14 protein-coding genes are annotated in these 16,001 nt (G+C 60.3%); 5 read left to right on the top strand and 9 right to left on the bottom strand.

Annotation, left to right across the window (positions count from 1 at the left end; translation table 11 throughout):
* Positions 1–242 precede the first annotated feature (242 nt).
* Positions 243–548, bottom strand: coding sequence for an AbrB family transcriptional regulator (locus tag NW808_RS09240; RefSeq protein ID WP_414394661.1), 306 nt, complete (start codon positions 546–548; stop codon positions 243–245).
* Positions 549–977: 429 nt separating this feature from the next.
* On the opposite strand from NW808_RS09240, the gene coaBC reads away from it, so the two are divergent.
* Entirely contained in the window at positions 978–2,207 is a 1,230-nt protein-coding gene (gene coaBC, locus NW808_RS09235) for a bifunctional phosphopantothenoylcysteine decarboxylase/phosphopantothenate--cysteine ligase CoaBC (protein WP_414420991.1), read from the top strand.
* 227 nt (positions 2,208–2,434) lie between these two features.
* On the top strand, positions 2,435–3,622 hold the full coding sequence (gene cax, locus NW808_RS09230; protein WP_414420990.1) for a calcium/proton exchanger: 1,188 nt from the start codon (positions 2,435–2,437) through the stop codon (positions 3,620–3,622).
* 79 nt (positions 3,623–3,701) lie between these two features.
* Here the strand turns inward: cax and NW808_RS09225 are convergent, their stop codons facing one another.
* From NW808_RS09225 to NW808_RS09210, 4 genes are all read right to left on the bottom strand, one after another.
* Positions 3,702–3,941: a DNA-directed RNA polymerase subunit omega gene (locus NW808_RS09225; protein ID WP_414405696.1), complete on the bottom strand. Its 240-nt coding sequence runs from the start codon at positions 3,939–3,941 to the stop codon at positions 3,702–3,704.
* A gap of 73 nt (positions 3,942–4,014) precedes the next feature.
* Complete coding sequence (locus NW808_RS09220) at positions 4,015–4,920, bottom strand: cell division protein FtsX (RefSeq protein WP_414420989.1); 906 nt, start codon at positions 4,918–4,920, stop codon at positions 4,015–4,017.
* A gap of 80 nt (positions 4,921–5,000) precedes the next feature.
* Positions 5,001–5,687, bottom strand: coding sequence for a cell division ATP-binding protein FtsE (locus tag NW808_RS09215; RefSeq protein WP_414409888.1), 687 nt, complete (start codon positions 5,685–5,687; stop codon positions 5,001–5,003).
* 309 nt (positions 5,688–5,996) lie between these two features.
* Positions 5,997–6,752 carry a WecB/TagA/CpsF family glycosyltransferase gene (locus NW808_RS09210; RefSeq protein ID WP_414420988.1) on the bottom strand — a complete coding sequence of 252 codons (756 nt, stop codon included), beginning with the start codon at positions 6,750–6,752 and terminating at the stop codon, positions 5,997–5,999.
* 72 nt (positions 6,753–6,824) lie between these two features.
* Here NW808_RS09210 and NW808_RS09205 point away from each other — a divergent pair, with 72 nt between their 5' ends.
* Positions 6,825–7,793, top strand: coding sequence for an alpha/beta fold hydrolase (locus NW808_RS09205; RefSeq protein ID WP_414421060.1), 969 nt, complete (start codon positions 6,825–6,827; stop codon positions 7,791–7,793).
* On the opposite strand, the gene NW808_RS09200 is transcribed toward NW808_RS09205, so the two are convergent.
* Complete coding sequence (locus NW808_RS09200) at positions 7,687–8,199, bottom strand: pyridoxamine 5'-phosphate oxidase family protein (protein ID WP_414420987.1); 513 nt, start codon at positions 8,197–8,199, stop codon at positions 7,687–7,689. The two genes, NW808_RS09205 and NW808_RS09200, sit on opposite strands and share 107 nt — an antisense overlap.
* A 231-nt stretch (positions 8,200–8,430) precedes the next feature.
* Here NW808_RS09200 and NW808_RS09195 point away from each other — a divergent pair, with 231 nt between their 5' ends.
* Positions 8,431–8,652: a high light inducible protein gene (locus NW808_RS09195; protein ID WP_414405691.1), complete on the top strand. Its 222-nt coding sequence runs from the start codon at positions 8,431–8,433 to the stop codon at positions 8,650–8,652.
* 54 nt (positions 8,653–8,706) lie between these two features.
* Here the strand turns inward: NW808_RS09195 and NW808_RS09190 are convergent, their stop codons facing one another.
* Positions 8,707–10,722 (bottom strand): CHASE2 domain-containing protein, encoded by a 2,016-nt coding sequence (locus NW808_RS09190; protein ID WP_414420986.1) that lies wholly within the window; start codon positions 10,720–10,722, stop codon positions 8,707–8,709.
* A 43-nt stretch (positions 10,723–10,765) separates the two neighbouring features.
* The gene (locus NW808_RS09185) at positions 10,766–12,904 is read right to left on the bottom strand and encodes a polyribonucleotide nucleotidyltransferase (RefSeq protein ID WP_414420985.1); all 2,139 of its coding nucleotides are present in this window, start codon (positions 12,902–12,904) and stop codon (positions 10,766–10,768) included.
* A gap of 310 nt (positions 12,905–13,214) precedes the next feature.
* On the opposite strand from NW808_RS09185, the gene NW808_RS09180 reads away from it, so the two are divergent.
* Positions 13,215–14,864, top strand: a complete 1,650-nt coding sequence (locus NW808_RS09180; protein WP_414394640.1) for a 2-isopropylmalate synthase — start codon at positions 13,215–13,217, stop codon at positions 14,862–14,864.
* A 64-nt stretch (positions 14,865–14,928) separates the two neighbouring features.
* Here the strand turns inward: NW808_RS09180 and NW808_RS09175 are convergent, their stop codons facing one another.
* Positions 14,929–15,936 carry an ABC transporter ATP-binding protein gene (locus NW808_RS09175; protein ID WP_414409893.1) on the bottom strand — a complete coding sequence of 336 codons (1,008 nt, stop codon included), beginning with the start codon at positions 15,934–15,936 and terminating at the stop codon, positions 14,929–14,931.
* Positions 15,937–16,001: the final 65 nt, after the last annotated feature.

The following is a 16,001-nucleotide window of genomic DNA, read 5'->3' as shown; positions in this document are numbered from 1 at the left end:
TGCCCAGGGGCTGGCTGAGAGGAGACCCACTGCAGCAACTCCCTTGGCAGTGACCCAACCTGCGGATCCGTTGCCCTCATGAACCCTCTACGCTGGAGCCCTCAACAATTGCAACTAGGGATCCTCAACAGATGTGAGGATCCCTTCTCTGCCTCAAGGAGGGGGAAGATTTCCCACCCACCGTACCTCCCTGAAACGCTGGCATTACTAGAGAGAACCTCGACAAGGTAGGTGATGGGAAATCAGTCGACGCGCTCCAGCTTGATGTTGTGGTGGCCCAACTTGATCTCAAACTGATCTCCGGGCTTGAGTCCCATTTTCTTTGTATAGGCGGCCCCAATTAGGATGTTGCCGTTCTTATGAACCGAAACCCGGAAGGTAGGAGCGCGACCGCGGGAACCGTTCTCATCACTGGTACCGAGATCTACCCCAATAGCCTTGAGCAAGGCGTTGTTGAACTGCATCAGATTTACTCGCTCCTGGCCGTTCTTGGTATAGGTGACGTAACCGCAAGCGCGAGCTTTCTCCTTGGGATCTGCGTTTCCCATGGAGGTTACCTTGTCGAGGAGCTCTTGGCCAGTGAGTGGCTTCGGCTTTCCGGTCGTAGTCATATCAAGCGCGTTTAAGGACAACAGTTAGTGTAGCCAAAAACAAATAGCGATTGCAATAGAGTTGCCTTCAGCTCTTTCTTATCTTGTTAGACTTGTTAGAAGGGATAAGTTTGGCAACCGAGTAGGATCTAAGGAGGCGGGTGCGCAAAGCCGCAGTAGTGAATTCTGTCTAGGGGACGGAGCCTGTAGAGTTGGGTTGGACTTTTGCAAAGAGGGGTTCTCCGCAGGCAAGCCATAGGCTTGCAAGTGCTGTTCTCAGCTAGGTCTACTGTCGGAGTACTAGCGCCTTTGGGCGAGGGATTTGTGTCGCTGGCAGGAGGCAAAAGTAGGGAAACTGGAAGCAAGGCTGTTTGAGTGTTCACTGATATGGATCTCTTTTGGTCGGGGCGGCGTCTTTTGGTTGGGGTGAGCGGGGGAATTGCAGCCTACAAAACGGCAGCCTTGGTGTCAGCTCTGGCGCAGCAGGGGGCAGAAGTAAGGGTGGTTTTAACCAGAGCCGCCGAGCAGTTTATCTCCCCGCTGACCTTTGCTACCCTGTCCCGTCAGCCAGTTTTTACGGATGCCGAGTTTTGGCAAGCTACGCGGGGGCGACCCCTGCACATTGAGCTGGGGGAATGGGCCGAGGCTCTCCTGATTGCGCCGCTTTCGGCCAACACCTTAGGCAAGCTAGCCCAGGGGCTGGCGGACAATTTGCTCACCAATGTGGTTTTGGCTTCCCGCTGTCCGGTGGCCTTGGCGCCGGCCATGAATACACACATGTGGAAGGCTGAGGCGGTGGTGGAGAATTGGCAGCGACTGCAACGGGATCCCCGCTTTTGGGCCTTGCCTACTGCCAGTGGCCGCCTGGCCTGCGATGCGGTGGGGGAAGGACGGATGCTGGAGCCGGAGGTGTTGCAGGAGTACGTGCGGGCTTTGTTTTGGACAGGGGGGAAAAAAGATTGGCAGGGCAAGCGGGTGTTGGTGACAGGGGGGGGTACACGGGAGCCCATTGACGCCGTGCGTTTCATCGGCAACCCGGCCAGTGGACGGATGGGGGTGGCGCTGGCGGTGGCTGCCGCCTGCCGAGGTGCCAAGGTTACCCTGGTGCACGGGCCACTGGGGATCCCCTTTGATCCAGCACCCTTCGCCATTCGGGCCATCCCTGTGCAGACAGCAGCCCAACTGGAGCAGGTTTTGCAGGCCGAGTTTCCCCAGGCCGATCTCCTGTGGATGGCAGCAGCGGTGGGGGATGTGCGACCTGTGCAGACCTACACGGGCAAGCTGGCTAAGACTGAGCTGCCGTCGCTGCTGGCTTTGGAACCCGTCCCTGATCTGGTGGCAGCTTTGGCCCGCCAGCGACGTCCCGGCCAGCGCCTGATTGGCTTTGCTGCCCAGAGCGGGGATCCTCTTCCCCTAGCCCGCAAGAAGCTCCAGCAAAAAGGGCTAGACGCCATCGTAGCCAACCCCATTGACCAGCCGGAGAGCGGCTTTGGCAGCAGCCACAACCAGGGCTATTGGATCCCGCGTCAGGGAGATCCCGAGCGGCTCCCCCTGGCCCCCAAGGCTACCCTGGCCCATCGGCTGCTGGATCTGGCCCTGCAACTGGACCTAGGCTGAAAGCTACCTCTGGCACTCCTCGTTTTGAGAGGCTGGAGAGAGCTCCTGGCAGGGGAAGCTCAGCAGCCCCTACCCGCGCCTCCCCAGCAACGGCTAGACTGCTTCGGGGGATGTCCAGACGGTGGCTCTTGCTTTGGGCAGTTCTATTCTCCGCAAAGTCTCAAAGCTGCAGCGGCAGCCGCTTTATCTGAAAATGGAACTAGCTATTGGTCTTCATCTTTGGAGCTATGACTCTGGCGGATGCAAATTTCCCGGCTCGTTCTGCAGCAGGTTGGCAGAAAGTTCTAAACGTCTTGCCGTTTCTGCTGCTGGCGGGGGTTCCCCTCTCCTGGATAGGCCACCTTCGGGGTTGGGATCCCAACCTAATCTTCCTCTGCGCCGCTTTGGCAGTGGTGGCTTTGGCCAAGTTTACCGGCCAGGCCACAGAAGAGATTGCTGCCTTGACGGGGCCGATGATTGGGGGGCTGGTCAACGCCACCTTTGGCAATGCCACCGAGCTCATCCTTGGCCTGGTGGCCCTGCGGGCTGGCCTGGTGGAGGTGGTCAAGGCTTCCATCACTGGCGCCATCATCAGCAACCTGCTCCTGGTGGCTGGCTTGGCCATGCTTCTGGGCGGGATCAAGTTTCGCGAGCAGAGCTTTCGGCCTGAGGTAGCGCGCATGAACGCCTCAGTAATGAACCTGGCCGTGGTGGCGCTGATCCTGCCCAGCGTGGTTACCTATGCCGATGCCAATTTGGGCGAGATCTCGATTCAGGAGCTCTCGACGGCAGTGGCTCTGGTGTTGCTAGTCGTCTACGGTCTCACCTTGCTCTTTTCCCTCAAAACCCACAGCTACCTCTACAGCATTCACGAAGCTGAAGCCGCGGAAGAGGAAGCCGCTGCCCGTCTTGCCCCCAATCCGGTTCCGCAGGCAGAGGGATCCATCCCCCAGATCTTGACGGCCTCGTCGGAGCAAAGTCGGCTGTGGCCCTGGGTGCTCGCTCTTTTGGGGCTAACGGTGCTAGTGGCCCTTGAGTCGGAGCTGCTGGTGGATACCCTGGAGACAGCCCTCGAGCAGTTGCAAGTCACGCCCCTGTTTATGGGGGTGATTCTGCTGCCAATCATCGGCAATGCGGCCGAACACGCGACGGCAATCACAGTGGCCTTGAAAAACAAGATGGATCTCTCCTTCTCGGTGGCCCTGGGCTCGACGATGCAGATTGCCCTGTTCGTGGCTCCTCTCTTGGTGCTGGCCGGTAGCCTTCTCGGCCAACCGATGAACTTTAACTTCGGGCCAGTGGAGTTGGTGGCAATTGCTGTCTCCGTGCTGCTGGTTAACTCCGTTACCAGCGACGGGCGTTCCAATTGGTTGGAGGGGCTTTTGCTCTTGGCCACCTATGCCATTCTTGGGATTGCCTTTTTCTTCTTGGAGTAACTGCGCCTGCTGGTAGACAAAAAACCCAGCTTTGTCCCTCAAGAGCGCTCCCTCCCGCTCCAAGGAGGTGGGCCGACTTCTACTCATCGCCAATGATTTCTGGCTGGGTCAGCTCATCCGACATCTCGAGGATGGCGCGGCGAATGGGCTTCATCCAGCCTTCTTCGACATCGTCGGGATCCTCATAGCGGCGACGCTTGGCACGATTAGCTACCTGTACGGTAATGCGATAGCGATTTTTGGAAGCGTTAATCAATGCCTCTACCCGACGCATGAGTTCGTCGTTGTCGATGGCCAAGTGAGGGTTGCGGGACACCATAGTTGGAGTCTTCCTGTTCCTGAGTAAATCGTAGCGTAAGGGGGCCGAGTAGACTGGCATAGAAGTCCCAAGCTTAGAACCCGCGACCTGCTGACTTGCGCACTGCAATGAGGCTACTGCTGGTGCCTAGGGAAATTCCCATCCCCAAAAGCAAAAGCGGTAAGAACCAAGCCTTCAGGGGATCCGAACCTGCCTGGAACACTTTGATCAAGGGCAGGGCAATGAGCTGCTCCAGCGCCTCCTGCAGCAACTGCCGGGATCCCAGAACCAAGCCCCAAGCCCCCAGGGCACTGATCAACCCAAACAGGCAGCCCTGCAAAACAAAGGGCAGGTAGATCCAGGCTGCTGTTGCCCCCACCAGCTGCATCACCTCAATCTCCCGCCGCCGGGCGATGACGACAAGGCGAATGGTAGTGGTGGTTACAGCCACCGCGGCCAGGGTCAGCACCCCAAGGACGCCCAGGGATCCCAGCCGCAGCAGCTCCTGAAGCTGGGCCAGTTCCTCCACAACACGGCTGCCGTAGTATACCTCGTCCACCCCTTCCAGGCGACGGATCTGCTCAGCCACTTGAGCCAGGGTTGCGGCAGAATCCGCCTTGACCCGCAGGGTATCTACGAGGGGGTTTTCTCCCAACTGGGTTTCCAGGGCCGCCTCATCTTGGATCCCCATCTCCAGCAAAAGGTCGCGCCAGGCCTGCTCTTTGGTGATCACCCTCACCGCTTCTACATGAGGCAGTTGGGCAACTTGCGGCTCCAGCTCCACCCCCTGGCGCCCCGGCTCTAGATAAACGGAGATCTCCAGTTGTCCTCCCAGGGAGCGCACCGCCGCCTCCACGCCCCAAGACAGCTCCAAGCCGATCCCGACCAAAAACAGCAACACCAGCAGGGTGCTGATAGCAGCCCAGTTCAGCCAGCCTCCCCGCCGCAACCCCAAAAGGGTCTCCTGCAGGAGATAGCGGATCTTATAGAGAAATGGCATGCTGCCTACCGCCACCTAAACCCAAGTTGGGATTCCAGCCCTCTGGAGCGCCGCCTTGCGTTGGGAATCCCAGCAGATCCTCAGCCCATATCATACAGACGTCCTCCTTCTATGCGCACCACCCGGTGGCCGGCCCGCTCCACAAGATAGGGGTCGTGGCTGGTCATGATGACAGTCACCCCAAAAGAATTGAGCCGCTCCAAAATCTGAAGGACCAACAGCGAGTTTTCCGGATCCAGGTTGCCCGTTGGCTCGTCTGCTAGCAGCAGCACCGGCAGGTTGACAATGGCACGGGCCAGGCTGAGGCGCTGCTGTTCTCCCCCTGAAAGTTCGTGGGGAAAGCGATCCTCCTTGTCAGCCAGCCCCACCATCTTCAGGGTTGGCCCGAGGCGGCGGCGAATTTCTGCTGGGGAGAGCCCTTGGGCGCGCAGGACAAAGGCCACGTTTTCCGCTAGGGTGCGATTGGCCAACAGGCGATAGTCTTGAAAGACCACTCCCAAACGCCGCCGCAACATCGCCAGGGGACGGGAGGAAATCCGGTAGGGCCGCTGCCGACCTTCCGAAGAAAACAGGCACACCCCATCCACCATCACCGTGCCTTTGGTGGCCTGTTCAGCCCCGTAGAGCAGCCGCAGGAGGGTGGATTTGCCCGCTCCCGAGGCCCCCGTTAGGAAGACAAACTCGCCGCGGCGCACCTCCCAGTCTACCTCCCGCAAGATCCACTCGCCGTTGGGAAAGACTTTGCTCACACCCCGCAGCAACACCATGCTCTCGGAGCCGCTTGGCAGGGATCGCGGGCGAGGTTGAAGGCCTAAGTCCGTTAAAGCTGGAAGAGAGAGGCTTGGGCTTGGATTGGCCAAGTAGCAAGAAGCATAGCCAACGGGCTGACCAGCCATATGGAAAAACGCGGCGCACAGATCCCCAGACTTAGCCGTGGCAAGGAGCGCCACCCTCTACAACCCTGGCCTGCAAGCGAGCCACTGCTTCTTCCGGGAGCCGTTTGCCCTGCTTGTGCCAGCGGAGCGGCGTCCTTAGAGCTCCCGGCTTTAGCCGTAGGGTAGTTTACAGCAAAGCACCTACAAGGAGGAAGCCGGGGAGGAGGAGGAAGACCACAGCACTTGCCAGGCAAACCTGGGCAGAGCCAGCATGCGTCGCCAGCGCCAGGGTTCCTGATAGAGACGATACAGCCATTCCAGGTGATGGTCGCGCCACCAGCGGGGGGCCCGTCGTTTTTGCCCAGCCCAAATGTCGAAGCTGCCGCCTACTCCCATCCAGATGGCTTGGGGCAAAAGAGCTCGCCAGCGAGCAATCCACAGCTCTTGGCGCGGGGAGCCCAGCCCTACCCACACCAGTTGCGGCTGAAAAGCCTGGAGAGCTGGCAGCAGGTTTTCCTCCTCGGCGGGGGAGAAGTAGCCGTGGTGGCCCCAGATGGCCAAGGAAGAAAAGCGGGCTTGCCAATGCTGAATCGCGGCCCGGTTGACCTCCGGCTTCCCCCCCACCAAAGCCAGGCGCCACCCCCGCGCGGCTGCCTTCGAGATTAGGGCTTCGGCCAGCTCAATCCCTGGCACCCGCTGGACGCGGATCCCCTGCCGCCGCAACGCCCACACTACCCCAATGCCGTCTGGGATCACCAGCTCGGCCTCCTGCAGCACTTGGGCAAAGGCCGGATCCCGCTGCGCCTGCACGATCATCTCCGGGTTGCAGGTAACCACCTGGGCGCCCAGACCCTGGCTGATGCGGGCTTCAATCCAGGCAGCGTAGCTCTGCAGGTGGGCTTCCGGCAGGGTAAGGTGCAGGTTGACGCCCAAGAGGGGGCAGGTGACCAGCGACATGCCACGAGGGGGGAGAGGACTTGCTTCCCAATTCAAATTGTGCCAGCAAAAAAGAGCGCCATCCTAATCCCCATGCTCCCCGAACGGCTTTCTCCAAGCGGTGTTGCTCCTTGCGAGGGGCGCTGGCTCTGGCGGGGCCAGTCCATCCGCTACCAGCAGGCGGGATCTGCTGGCCCAGCGGTGGTGCTCATCCACGGTTTTGGCGCCAGCAGCGACCACTGGCGGAAGAATTTGCCGGAGCTGGGGCGGCACTGCCGCGTGTACGCCCTTGACCTTCTGGGATTTGGGGGATCCGCCAAGCCCTTGCCCGGATCCCCGCTCCCCTACACCTTCGAAACCTGGGGCGCCCAGGTGGCCGATTTTGGGCGCGAGGTGGTGGGAGAGCCGGCTTATCTGGTGGGCAACTCCATTGGCTGCATTGTGGCCTTGCAGGCGGCTGTTTTGGAGCCAGCCCAGGTCTTGGGAGTGGCGATGTTGGATCCCTCGCTGCGGCTGCTGCACGAGCGCAAGCGACACCAGCTCCCCTGGCTGCGCCGCTGGACTGCTTCTCTGCTGCAGTTCCTGCTGGGGTGGCCCCCCTTCGGGCGGTTTTTCTTTGCCCAGCTAGCTCAGCCCCGAGCCATTCGCCAGATCCTCCTCCAAGCCTATGGGCGCAAGGAGGCAGTTACGGAGGATCTAGTGCAGCTTTTGCTGCAACCGGCTCTCGATCCAGGGGCGGCAGAGGTCTTCTTGGCTTTTGTCCGCTACTCCCAGGGGCCCTTGGCCGAAGATCTCCTGCCGCAGGTCACCTGCCCCGTTCTCATCCTCTGGGGGGAGGCAGATCCCTGGGAGCCCATTGCCCTAGGGCGAGCCCTGGCCGAGTTTCCCTGCGTGGTGGGGTTTATCCCCCTGCCGGGGGTGGGCCACTGCCCCCAAGATGAGGCGCCGGAGCTGGTCAACCCGCTGCTCCTAGCCTGGATCCGGGATCCGCACGGCCTAGGTGCTCCAGTTGATCCAGGTTGGGTCCACTCAGCCGGAAGGCCTGGCCAAACCCCTGGATGAAGCTGCCCCCAGTGGGGGTGATCTGACAGAAGTGGAAGTCCGCTAGCCCCAGGATTATCTCGGCAATCTCGTACTTGGAGCGGTAGAGGACCTCGAACCCCTGGACTTGGGCCTCCTCGCGGCTGAGGAACTGGGCTGTTCCACTGACCATTAGCCGCGGCAAGGCGTGGTTGCTGCGCGGATCCCCTGCCGTGGGCGGCTCGTGGATGAGCAGGCCGACCCGCGGATCCTCCCGCAGGGCCTGAGTGTGGGGGGAAAGGTCGCTAATGACGATGGCAAAACGCAGGGGATCCCACTGCACCACAAACGGCACCAGCGACACCGCCGGCGCTCCCCGCTCCAGCACTGCCAGACTGGCTACTGGCTGGGTCTCCAGCAGTGCTCGCAACTTTTCCTGGGCTGACATGGCTGCTCCCATAGCCGCTGCTATTATCCCCAACCTGGCTTGGCTTGAGAAGAGTGGGATGTAGTCTTCGGGTTGCAGGGGAGCGGGAGGGAGCAAAATCCCGCGTCTCAGTCACCGAGCTCGCACCTCTTCACGAAAGCCACAACCCTGCTTACCCAGCTTTCTCAACAAAACTTTACAATCCTCCATAGAGCAGGCTACACTCCATAAAGAAGGGATAAGGAGAACTCCATGAGCAGATATCGCTCCGTGGTTGTCGAAGACGGTGGCCGCCTCAACAACTACGCCATTGAGCCAGAGATGTACGTAGACCCTGTTCCACGGGTGGGCTTTACTGAGTATGCGGAGCGCTTGAACGGGCGCTTGGCGATGATTGGCTTTGTGGCGCTGGTTTTGTTTGAAGCGCTATCCGGCACCACCCTCATCGGCTGGCTACAGGCCTTGGGTCGCTAGGAGAAGGGAAGGCAAGCGGGAGCTTCCGAAGAGCTTCTCTTGCCTTCTTTGTAGCTAGGGACCAGGCATCTCCCAGCGTAGCTCTACATGGGTGTAGCCTTCCGGGGTTTGGGTGCGGTGCCAAGAGCCCTTGGGTAGGTAGCGGGCGATGGTATTCATGGCCTTGCTGCCGTAGCCGCCGCCCGGGGTAGGGGCGTACTCTATGCCGTCGTTGATAATTGACAGACAGCAGAGGCGATCCCTTTGAACCAGCGACACCTTGACAAAGGAGGCGTTGCCCTTGGGAGGCTGGACATGGGCAATGACGTTGCCGATGGCCTCTCGCAAAAAGCGCAAGATGTCCTCCCGTTGGTCAAACCACTCACTGGTATTGGGCTCCGCTAAGGGCTGTAGGTGGCGCTCCACAGGTAAAGTCAGGCTGCCCGTTTGGATGAGCTCGTCCAGGTAGGTGTCGATGCCCCGGTGCAGCCCTTCCCGCAAGCTAGGGGAAATGTGCAGCTTGGTGGCCAGGGTGCGCACGTCATTGAGCTGGGCGCGAATGCCCCGCCCAATTTGCTCCAGTTGCTCCAGCAGACGATCGTAAATAGCCGGATTGGGAGCCCTGCCCTGCTGCTGTTGCCATTGCAAGCTCTCCAGCTCGTCCATGACCACCTTCAGCTCCTGCAGCTCGCGATCGTGGATGTCGGTGGCTACCCGGTAAAGGAGCTTACGGGCTTGGTCAATGGCTGCCTCCTGCTCAGCCCGGCGCAGGCGCTCTAACTCCTGCTGTTGAGCCAAAAGCCGCTGGTGGTTTTCCAAGATCACCAGGGTCAGCAGCAAGCTCACCCCCGTCAGGCCAACGGCCAAAGCTGGCAAGGTCAGCGGCCAAATCCAACGCCCCAGCAAGAATTGGGCCACAGCCCAGCCCTCGTAAACGGCTAGCCCTAGTAGCGGCAAGAGGAGAGAGCGCGCCTGTTTCCAGCGGCTTTCGCGCGAAGAGGGTCGATAGCGCACCAAGAGCAGGCCCGTTGCCGCGCCTAGGAGGAAGACAACTCCCGCTGCTAGCTCCGCCGGCAGGGATCGGTACACCTGGCCAGTGAGCAGGCTGGAGAGGATTTGCGCCTGGAGTTCTACTGCCGCAATCTGGGATCCGTCCGCTGTCCGCACGGGAAAGGTCTCGGGGTAGCCGCCCACAAAGCCGACCAGAACAATCTTGTCCTGCAGTTGACGAGCTACCTCGGGCTTGAGGGGAGGGATCCCTTCATGAGCGCCGCAAGTCTGGCCGAGGTTGAGCTGGAGGGGCGGACAAACCTGTTCGACAGGGAGGATGGGAATGGAGTGTTGGGCGCCGAGAGGGTTGAATTGCACCGGCCGGAAGCCCCGCTCGCGCAGCCAGCGGCTGGCCCGCTCTGGATCGTACTTGGCAAAAGCCAAGGCCTCCACCGAGGCAAACATCTGCTCCTTTTGGCTGTCGCGGCGCAGGTAGAGCCCTCGCAACTGGGCCTGGCGCAGGATCCCAGCCCCATCCAGGCGGTGTTGCACCACTCCCTGAACATGTTCTGGTGCTACCAAATACTCGAGCCGTAGGGAGGAAAAAGGCAAGAAGTGGTTGTAGATGGTGATCTCAGGGCGGCCAAAGCTCTCACTGCTGCGGGTAGCCAGAACTACGCGATCCGGGTAGCGCTGGACTACCTGACGCAGGGGAGCATCCAGATCCTCGTCACCCAGCGTCTGGGGCACCACAAAGCTACTGGGCAGATTCAGCACCACCACCCTGGCTTCTGCTTCTTCCAGTAAGCGCAGGGTCAGGGCAGCGTAGTTGGAGCGCTCCAGGAGAAAGTCAACATGGGGATGAGGCTTGCTCTCTCCGCTTCCCCCCTGTCCTTCGAGGCGGCCATCGATGCCAACGATTGCCACCTCCGGGGAAGGCTGCTGGGGGCCGCGCAGGGCATAGAGCCATTCTTGGGCATCGCTCTCAAGCCGCACCAGCAAGGGGTGCTGAGCGGAAAGGTTGAGCAAGGCAGCCCACCCCAGCCCCCAAGCCAAGGCCCAGCCCACTTCGCCGCGGGAGGCAGCTAGTTGAGCGGGCAAGCCAGAACCTTGGCCCCTACGGGACTGGGGAGAAACCCTAGCCTCAACGGCGGTGGCTGCGCACCCGCGCCGCTTCCTCAGGGCTAATGCCAAGCCGAGTGAGGTTGACCCGGCCCTTGTGATCAATGCTGCGAACCTTGACCACCACTTCGTCCTCCACGGCAACTTCATCTTCTACTCGGGTGACACGGTACTCCGCCAGCTGCGAGATGTGGATCATGCCCTCCTTACCGGGCAGGAACTCCACAAAAGCGCCAATGGGGAGGATGCGGGTCACCCGGCCCAGGTAAACTTGCCCCTCCTCCACTCGCCGCACCAGGTTTTCAATCATCGCCCGCGCCGCTTCGGCCTGGCCGCTGACGGTGGAAGACACTGTGATCGTGCCGTCGTCGCTAATGTCTACCTTGGCTCCTGTGGCTTCAGTAATGCTGCGCACCATCTTGCCGCCAGGGCCGATGATCTTGCCGATGTCTTCTGGATCCACCTTGAAGGTGAGCAGACGGGGAGCCGTTTTGGCCAACTGCGGCCGGGGGGCAGGAATGACCTCCAGCATCTTGTCGAGGATGGAGTCGCGCCCAGCCTTGGCTTGCAGGAGAGCCTTCTCGAGGATGTCAACAGTGATGCCGGTAATTTTCATGTCCATTTGCAAGGCGGTGATCCCTGCCCGCGTGCCGGCCACCTTGAAGTCCATGTCGCCCAAAAAGTCCTCGATCCCTTGGATGTCCGTGAGGATGCGCACCTCATCCCCTTCTTTGATGAGGCCCATGGCCACGCCGCTGACCGGTGCCTTGATCGGCACCCCGGCATCCATCAAAGACAGGGTAGAGCCGCAGACCGAAGCCATTGAGGTGGAGCCATTGGAAGAGAGCACCTCCGAGACCACCCGCACCACGTAGGGAAACTCCTCCTCCTTGGGCAACACGGGCACCAGGGCCCGCTCCGCCAGCGCCCCATGGCCAATCTCCCGCCGCCCTGGCGAACGAGAGGGCCGCACCTCTCCCACGGAAAAGCCAGGGAAGTTGTAGTGGTGCATGTAGCGCTTTTCGTCCACGGGGTGGAGGTCGTCCAACTCCTGGGCATCGCCAGGGGTGCCAAGAGTGGTAATGGAAAGAACCTGAGTGAGGCCGCGGTTGAACAGAGCACTGCCGTGGACTCGCGGGATCAAGCCCACTCGGCAAGAGACTGGCCGCACCTCATCCAGCTTGCGCCCATCTACCCGCACCCCCTCTTCCAGGATCTGTCGGCGCATCAGCTTCTTGAGGAGAGCCTTGAACTGGTTGTCCAACTCCTTGGGGTTTTCCAGCAGGTAAAGCCGCAAGGGATCCCCCTCTGGCCGTTCTTGGATTTGGGCCGCCAGCTTGGCCTTGATGGCCTCCAGTTGCTGCTCGCGGCTGGTCTTGTCCAAAAACTGCTTGAGGACAGCGCGAATCTCCTCCTGGGCCTGTTCTGCTACGAAGGCAACCAGCTCCTCATTGACGGGGGGTGGAGGTAGCTCTACACGAGGGATGTTGAGATCGACAAGGACTTGCTGTTGAGCTTTGAGGAGCTCCTGAACAGCCTCGAATCCAAACTCGATAGCCTCGACCATGTCCTTTTCCGGCAGCTGCTTGGCGCCTGCCTCGACCATGATCACGCCGTCGGCGCAGCCAGCTACCACCAGATCCAGGTCGCCAGCCTCGATTTCGGCGTAGGTGGGGTTGATGATAAACTCATCCTGGAGTAGGCCCACCCGCACCGCTGCCACCGGGCCGTTGAAGGGAATGCGGGCGCCGTGGAGGGCCAGCGAGGCTCCCAAGATGCACAGCACGTCAGGGGGCACCTTGTCGTCCACAGAGAGGGTAGTGGCTACAATTTGTACGTCATCCCGCAGCCACTCCGGGAACAAGGGCCGCAGGGGTCGGTCGATGAGACGCGAGATCAGAGTAGCCCGCTCCGGGGGCCGACCCTCGCGCCGCAGATAACTCCCTGGGATCCGACCAGCAGCGTAGAGGCGCTCCTCGTAGTCCACCAGCAACGGCAAAAAGTCAGCCCCCTCGCGATTTGCCTGGCGGGTAGCCGTGACCAAGACGGAAGTTTCCCCACAGGTTAACCAGACTCCACAGCCTGCCTGGGGGGCCATCAAGCCAATATTGATGTCAATTTCCCGTCCGTAAAAGGAAATCGACCGAGTATATTCTGCCATGTAACGCTTTGCCTTCCTTTTTTCCTTGCCGCTATCGTAGCACTTTGGCTTGCTGGAGAAGGCAACCCTTGTCCAGCCAGGGGTTGGTCTGCAGCTACTTCTTTTGCATTGGCTAGCTCAGCCTCACCCCCTCCCCTTCTCCCTCGGCCGAGTACCGCCAAAGGCGGTCGGCAATGCCTCCTCCAGAGGCCACCCAACGGGTTTTGCCTTTGCCAGCCGCTGACCTGTCCCCGGTGGCTCTTTACGCCGCTTCTAGGAATGCCAAAATAAAAAGCACTGCCTACTGTCCCCTTCTTCAATCGAACAAGTTATGAACGCTGCCGCATCTTCTCCCTCTTCTTCATTCGATGGCCAAGCTTTGGATCATGTGCTTATTCTCGACACTACTCTGCGCGATGGGGAGCAGTGTCCTGGCGCAACCCTCAACGCTGAGGAGAAACTGGCCATTGCCCGGCAATTGGCTCGGCTAGGGGTCGACATCATTGAGGCGGGGTTTGCCTACGCCAGCCCCGGCGACTTTGAGGCGGTGCAGAAGATAGCGGAACACGTGGGCACCCCCGATGGCCCCGTCATCTGCAGCCTGGCTCGTGCCTGCAAGGCTGATATTGAAGCGGCAGCTGAAGCCCTCAAGCCTGCTGCGAAGCCCCGCATCCATACCTTCATCTCCACCTCTGACATCCACCTCAAATATCAGTTGCGCAAAACCCGCGCTGAGGTGCTGCAGATTGCCGAGGAGATGGTGGCCTATGCCAAATCCTTCGTCGACGATGTGGAGTTCTCCGCCATGGACGCCACCCGCTCCGATCCCGAATTCCTCTACCAGGTTCTTGAAGCAGCCATCCGGGCCGGGGCCAAAACCGTCAACATCCCTGACACGGTCGGCTACAGCATGCCCGAGGAATTCGGCCAACTGATTAAAGGCATCCGTGAGAACGTGCCCAACATCAAGCAGGCCATCATCTCTGTCCACGGCCACGACGACCTGGGAGTCTCAGTAGCTAACTTCCTAGAGGCCATCAAGCAGGGCGCGCGCCAGGTGGAAGTAACCGTTAACGGCATTGGCGAGCGGGCCGGTAACGCGGCGCTGGAAGAATTAGTGATGGCCCTGCATGTGCGCCGCAGCTACTTTAACCCCTACTTTGGCCTGCCAGTGGACTCTGAAAAACCTCTCACTCACATCAAGACTCAGGAGATCTACCGCACCTCTCGCCTTGTCTCCAACCTCACCGGCATGTTGGTGCAACCCAACAAGGCAATTGTTGGGGCCAACGCCTTTGCCCACGAGTCCGGCATCCATCAAGACGGGATGCTCAAAAACCGCCAGACTTACGAGATCATGGACGCCCAAACCATCGGTCTGCAATCGAGCACCTTGGTGTTGGGCAAACACTCGGGCCGCCATGCCTTCCGTACCCGCCTCAAGGAGCTGGGCTTCGAGTTGTCAGAGCAAGAGCTCAACAAGGCTTTCTTGCGCTTTAAAGAGCTGGCCGACAAGAAGAAAGAGATCACCGATCTCGACCTGGAGGCCATTGTTAACGACGAAACCCGGCCAGTGCCGGATCTCTACCGGCTGGAGCATGTGCAAGTGGTGTGTGGCAATCACGAGACGCCCACAGCTACCGTGCGCCTGATTACCCCTGAAGGCGAGGAAAAGGTGGATGCAGCGGTGGGCACGGGACCGGTAGATGCAGTTTACAAAGCCATCAACCGCATTGTTAACATTCCTAACCAGCTCATTGAATTTTCCGTCCAGTCGGTTACCGCCGGCATTGACGCCATGGGGGAAGTCACCATCCGCCTGCGCCATGAGGATCGCATTTTCTCAGGACATGCTGCCAACACGGACATTATTGTTGCCTCCGCGCAAGCCTATATGAATGCCCTCAATAAGCTCTACGCCGCTCTGCACGCAGCTCGCTCAACGGCTGCCCAGCGGGAGGCTGCCACTCAGAAGGTTTGAGCGCAAGGCTAGGCTTCCCGGCTGCCTCCTCCCCAAGAGGAAGAGGAGTTGGCGGGGGAGCGGCCTAGATCTCTCCGGCAAACACTCGCCCGATGACCTCTTCAAGGGGCGGATCGGTTACCGCCAAGTCCAACACCTCCAGCTCCGCCAGGATCCTGGCTACCGTCTGGGTGAGGTGTTCCCGCCGTACCCACAGCCGCACCTCGCAGCTGCTGCCGGGATCCCCCTCGCTGCGCAGCTCGCCATAGGACTGCAGTTGCGCCAGGGGACAGGGGTGGGCCAATTCCAGCTTTACCTCTCGGTAGGGGGCAAAGCGCTGCCGCAGCTCTTCCAGGCCGCCATCGTAGATAAGCCGCCCGCCGCTAATCACCAACACCCGCTCACAGAGGGCGGTAATATCGGCCATGTAGTGGCTGGTCAGGAGCACTGTTGCCCCATAGCGGCGGTTGTAGTCGCGCAGAAATTGCCGCACTGCAGCCTGAGCGTTGATATCCAACCCCAAGGTGGGCTCGTCCAAAAACAAAACCTGCGGGCGGTGGAGCAGGGCCGCCAGCAGCTCTGCCTTCATCCGCTCCCCTAGGGAAAGCTTGCGCACCGGCTGCTTTAGCTTGTCCTTCAGGTTGAGCAGCTCCGCCAACTCCTCCACCCGCTCCTGAAACACTTTCTCCGGGATCTCGTAAACAGCGGCGTTAATGCGCAAGGAGTCCATCGCCGGCAGATCCCAGAGGAGCTGCTGCTTTTGCCCCATCACCAGGGTAATCTGCCGCAAAAAAGCTGGCTCGCGCCGGTAGGGCAAATGACCAACCACCTGTACCGTGCCACTGGAGGGGTAGATGAGACCCGTCAGCATTTTAAGGGTGGTGGTCTTGCCAGCCCCGTTCGGCCCTAGAAAGCCTACCACCTCCCCCGCTTGAATTTGAAAGCTCAGGGATTGCACCGCCGGGATGTAGCGATAGGTGCGGCGAAAAAAGTGGTGTAATGTACCCACTACCCCCGGCTCCTTGATGGCTACGGGGTAAACCTTGCTCAGGTTGTTAACAGTAATGACCGGCTCCCGCTCCGTCAACCTCATCCCCACAAAATAGCCAGCCTGGCCTCCCCAACCCCAGAGCCAAGTTCCCTGAAGCTGAGTCTGCC

The organism is Synechococcus sp. W70.1 (assembly GCF_047461515.1).
Taxonomy (GTDB): domain Bacteria; phylum Cyanobacteriota; class Cyanobacteriia; order Thermostichales; family Thermostichaceae; genus Thermostichus.
This window is presented reverse-complemented; position numbering and strand designations above follow the sequence as displayed.